3 protein-coding genes and 1 pseudogene are annotated in these 4,775 nt (G+C 69.0%); all 4 read left to right on the top strand.

The window, feature by feature from the left end:
- The first annotated feature begins 39 nt into the window (after window positions 1-39).
- Window positions 40-453: an OsmC family protein gene (locus tag VFA16_RS16535; RefSeq protein WP_324968858.1), complete on the top strand. Its 414-nt coding sequence runs from the start codon at window positions 40-42 to the stop codon at window positions 451-453.
- The gene (locus VFA16_RS16530) at window positions 440-721 is read left to right on the top strand and encodes an acylphosphatase (protein ID WP_324968857.1); all 282 of its coding nucleotides are present in this window, start codon (window positions 440-442) and stop codon (window positions 719-721) included. Before VFA16_RS16535 ends, VFA16_RS16530 begins: the two co-directional genes overlap by 14 nt.
- Window positions 722-815: 94 nt before the next feature.
- The gene (gene smc, locus VFA16_RS16525) at window positions 816-4,424 is read left to right on the top strand and encodes a chromosome segregation protein SMC (protein ID WP_324968859.1); all 3,609 of its coding nucleotides are present in this window, start codon (window positions 816-818) and stop codon (window positions 4,422-4,424) included.
- 13 nt (window positions 4,425-4,437) lie between these two features.
- Window positions 4,438-4,775: pseudogene (locus VFA16_RS16520) on the top strand (signal recognition particle-docking protein FtsY); the annotation flags it as partial.

The raw sequence follows: 4,775 nt of genomic DNA, 5'->3' as shown, positions 1-4,775 counted from the left end.
ACGCTCGCGCGGTAGGGACGGCACGGTAAGAAAGAACGCATGACGCAACTGTGGGTGGAGCGCACCGGCGTCCGCCGCTACACCGGCTACAGCTCGCGAGGCGCGCAGGTACTGGTCGGCTCCGAGGACGTCGACGGTGTGTTCACGCCCGGCGAACTGCTCAAGATCGCCCTCGCCGCCTGCAGCGGGATGGCCAGCGACCAGCCGCTGGCCCGTCGTCTGGGTGACGACTACAAGGCGGTGGTCAAGGTGTCCGGCGCGGCCGATCGCGAGCAGGAACGCTATCCACTGCTCAAGGAGACCCTCGAGGTCGACCTGTCCGGTTTGACCGACGCCGAAGCAGAGCGCCTGCGCGTCGTCGTCAACCGGGCCATCGACCAGGTCTGCACGGTAGGCCGAACGCTCAAGTCGGGAACCCAAGTCGACTTCAGGGTGGCCAATGGCGGAGTCTGACGTTCGGCTTACCGCCTTAGTCCGCGGGCGGGTGCAGGGAGTGGGCTTTCGTTGGTGGACCCGGTCCCGCGCGCTGGAACTGAATCTGACCGGATACGTCGCCAACCGTCTCGACGGGCGGGTGCTTGTGGTCGCGCAGGGGCCCCGCGACACCTGTCAGCGCCTGCTTGATCTGCTCCAAAGCGGCGAAACACCCGGTCGCGTGGACGCCGTCGACGCCGAGTGGTCCGAACAGACAGAAGACATCGAGGGATTCAGCGCGCGCTAACGGCATACCGATGCTGATGGCGATTGCCCGGCTTCTCCTCGGGACACTGCGTGTCCCGCATCGGCGCCGGGCGCTGCCGGTAGTCTGGCACGTCGTGTACCTCAAGAGTCTGACGTTGAAGGGCTTCAAGTCCTTCGCCTCACCAACGACTCTGCGTTTCGAGCCGGGCATCACCGCCGTGGTGGGTCCCAACGGCTCGGGCAAATCCAATGTGGTCGACGCGCTGGCCTGGGTGATGGGCGAGCAGGGCGCCAAGACACTGCGCGGCGGCAAGATGGAAGACGTCATCTTCGCCGGCACCTCCTCGCGCCCGCCCTTGGGCCGCGCGGAAGTCACCGTCACCATCGACAACTCCGACAATGCACTGCCGATCGAATACTCGGAAGTCTCGATCACCCGTCGGATGTTCCGCGACGGCGCCAGCGAGTACGAAATCAACGGCAGCACTTGCCGTTTGATGGATGTGCAGGAGCTGCTCTCCGATTCGGGCATCGGCCGCGAGATGCATGTCATCGTCGGGCAGGGCAAGTTGGAGGAGATCCTGCAGTCGCGCCCGGAAGACCGCCGGGCGTTCATCGAGGAAGCGGCCGGCGTGCTCAAGCACCGCAAGCGCAAGGAAAAGGCCGCCCGCAAACTCGACGCGATGTCAGCAAACCTGGCGCGGCTTACCGACCTGACCACCGAACTGCGCCGCCAGCTGAAACCGCTGGGCCGCCAGGCCGAAGTCGCCCGCCGCGCGCAGACCATCCAGGCCGACCTGCGTGACGCCCGGCTGCGGCTGGCTGCCGACGACATCGTCGCCCGCCAGGCCGAACTGGCAGACACCAGCCAGGCCGAGGCGGTGCTGCGCCGCGAGCATAACGAGGCCTCCGTGCGGTTAGCGGTGACCTCGGAGGAGCTGGCGACCGAAGAGGACGCGCTGACTCACCTTTCCGAAGAGGCCGAGTCCGCCCAGCAGACCTGGTTTCGGCTGTCAGCATTGGCTGAACGGGTCGCCGCCACCGTGCGTATCGCCAGCGAGCGCGCCCAGCACCTCGACGTGGATCCGGCCGCAACCAGCGGGCCCGACCCCGACGCGCTGGAGGCAGAGGCCCAGCAGGTCGCGGCACAAGAGCAGCAGCTGCTGGCAGAGTTGGCCACCGCGCGCACCGGGCTGGAGGCCGCCCGTGCGGAATTGGCCGAGCGGGAGCGCAGCCTCGCCGACACCGAAAAGGCGCACATGGCGGCGGTGCGGGCCGAGGCCGACCGCCGCGAAGGACTGGCCCGGCTGGCCGGCCAGGTCGAGACCATGCGGGCACGGGTGGAATCGATCGACGACAGCATCGCCAAGTTGTCGGAACGCATCGAAGAGGCAGCCGCGCGCACCCAGCAGGCCCACGCGGAGTTCGAAACCGTGCAGGCCCGCGTCGGCGAGTTGGACCAAGGAGAAGTTGGGCTCGACGAGCACCACGACCGGATGGTGACCGCCCTGCGGCTGGCCGACGAACGAGTCGCCGAACTACAGGCCGCTGAGCGGGGCGCCGAACGGCAAGTGGCGTCACTGCGGGCCCGCATCGACGCGTTGTCGGTCAGCCTCGAGCGCAAGGACGGCGCCGCCTGGCTCAGTCAAAACCATAGCGGCGCAGGCCTTTTCGGGTCGATCGCAAAGCTGGTCAAGGTGCGCTCAGGCTACGAGGCGGCGCTGGCTGCGGTCCTGGGCGCGGCCGCCGATGCGCTCGCGGCGGACAGTTTGGGTGCGGCCCGCACAGCGATGGCCGCGCTCAAGGAGGCCGACGCCGGCCGCGCTGCCATCGTGCTGGGCAATTGGCCTGTGCAAGAACAGACGCCGGCGGTTTCGTTGCCCGACGGCGCCGTGTGGGCCCTCGATCTCGTCGAGGCACCACCTCAGCTGCGCGGTGCGATGACCGCCATGCTCGCCAGGGTCGCGGTGGTCGGCGACTTGTCCGCCGCACTGGACCTGGTGGCCGCCCACCCGCAGCTGCGGGCGGTCACTGTGGACGGCGATCTGGTCGGGGCCGGTTGGGTCAGCGGCGGTTCGGACCGCAAGCCGTCCTCGCTTGAACTCACCTCGGAGATCGACAAGGCCCGCGCCGAGCTGGCTGCCGCTGAGGCTCAGGTCGACGAACTGAGCGCCGCGCTCTCCGGCGCGCTGACTGAGCAGGCCGCCCGCCAAGACGCCGCCGAGCAGGCGCTGGCCGCCCTCAACGAATCCGACGCCGCGATCGCAGCCATCTACGAGCAGCTGGGCCGACTGGGCCAGGACGCCCGCACCGCCGAAGAGGAGTGGGGCCGGCTGCTGCGCCAGCGCGAAGAGTTGGAAACCGGGCGCGCGCAGACGGTCGAAGCGCTCAGCGGCCTGGAGACCCGGCTGCGCAATGCCGAAGAGACTCAAAGCGGTTCGGCGAGTGAGCCTATCGACCGCGAGCAGATCGACGCCGCGCGCAGCATGTTGGAGACCGCTCGGGCTGCCGAGGTGGAAGCCCGGCTGGCGGTGCGCACCGCCGAAGAACGCGCGAATGCCGTTCGCGGACGGGCGGATTCGCTGCGTCGGGCCGCTGCTGCTGAGCGCGAGGCACGGCTGCGGGCTGAGCAAGCTCGCGCCGCTCGGGAACGCGCGGCAGCCGTGGCCGCGGCGGTAGCTGACTGTGGACGGCTGCTGGCCGTGCGGCTGGCCCAGGTCGTAGATGCCGCCTCACGCCGTCGCGATGCGTTGTCCGTTGAGCGCCAACAGCGTTCGGTAGCAATGGCGGCGGTTCGCGAGGAGGTAGACGCGCTGCGCACGCGCATCGCGGCGCTCACCGAAGCCCTTCACCGCGACGAGGTGGCCAAAGCGGAAGCAGCGCTGCGCATCGAACAGCTCGAGCAGATGGTGCTCGAGCAGTTCGGGATGGCGCCCGATGACCTGGTCGCCGAATACGGCCCCCAGGTCCCGCTGCCACCCACCGAGCTGGAGATGGCCGAGTACGAGCAGGCCCGCGACCGCGGCGAGCAGGTCACCCCGCCGGCACCGATGCCCTTCGACCGGCCCACCCAGGAACGGCGGGCCAAACGCGCTGAACGCGAACTGGCCGAACTGGGCCGGGTGAATCCGCTGGCGCTGGAGGAGTACGCCGCGCTGGAGGAGCGCTATAACTTTCTGGCCACCCAGCTAGAAGACGTCAAGGCCGCCCGCAAGGATCTGCTCGACGTGATCGCCGACGTCGACGCGCGCATCCTGCAGGTGTTCAGCGACGCCTACGCCGACGTGGAACGCGAGTTCCGCGCGGTGTTCGCCACCCTGTTTCCCGGCGGGGAGGGCCAGCTGCGGCTGACCGATCCCGACGACATGCTCACCACCGGCATCGAGGTGGAGGCCAGGCCACCCGGCAAGAAGGTCAAGCGGCTGTCGTTGCTCTCCGGCGGGGAGAAGGCGCTGACCGCGGTGGCGATGCTGGTGGCGATCTTCCGGGCCCGGCCGTCGCCGTTCTACATCATGGACGAGGTCGAGGCCGCGCTCGACGACGTGAACCTGCAGCGGCTGCTCAGCCTGTTCGAACAACTGCGCGCCCAGTCCCAGCTCATCATCATCACGCACCAAAAGCCGACGATGGAAGTGGCCGACGCCCTCTACGGCGTGACCATGCGTGACGACGGCATCACCGCGGTGATCTCCCAGCGCATGCGCGGCCACCAGGTGGACCAGCTGGTCGGCAGCTCACGATAGCCAGGAGTAGATGGTGTCCGACGCTTTGTGGATCGCCGTTGCGGTCGCGGCCGTACTGGTCGTCATCGCTGCGCTGACCGTCGGCCTGCTGCTGTACCGGCGGCGCCGGATCAGCCTGTCGGCGCGCCAGCAAGCCGGCACGCTGGACCGTTCCGGCGGCTACACCACGTCGTCGGGCATCACCTTCAGCCAGACGTCCGGCCAGACAGTGCCGGTCGCCGAACCGGCCCGACCACCCACGCCGGTGGACGAACCAGCCGCGCCGGCCGAGCCGGTTGCCGAGCCCATTTCCGACCGGGCCCCGACCGAACCCGGAATCCTGGATGCACCGGCACCGGCACCGGCACCGGC

Source organism: Mycobacterium sp. (genome assembly GCF_035653355.1).
GTDB lineage: Bacteria > Actinomycetota > Actinomycetes > Mycobacteriales > Mycobacteriaceae > Mycobacterium.
Note: the sequence above shows the minus strand (reverse complement) of the source record. Positions and strands in the feature narration are given on the sequence as shown.

Coding starts and splice junctions, on each gene's coding strand:
- VFA16_RS16530 (WP_324968857.1), top strand. CDS start 440: ATGGCGGAGTCTGACGTTCGGCTTACCGCCTTAGTCCGCGGGCGGGTG.
- VFA16_RS16535 (WP_324968858.1), top strand. CDS start 40: ATGACGCAACTGTGGGTGGAGCGCACCGGCGTCCGCCGCTACACCGGC.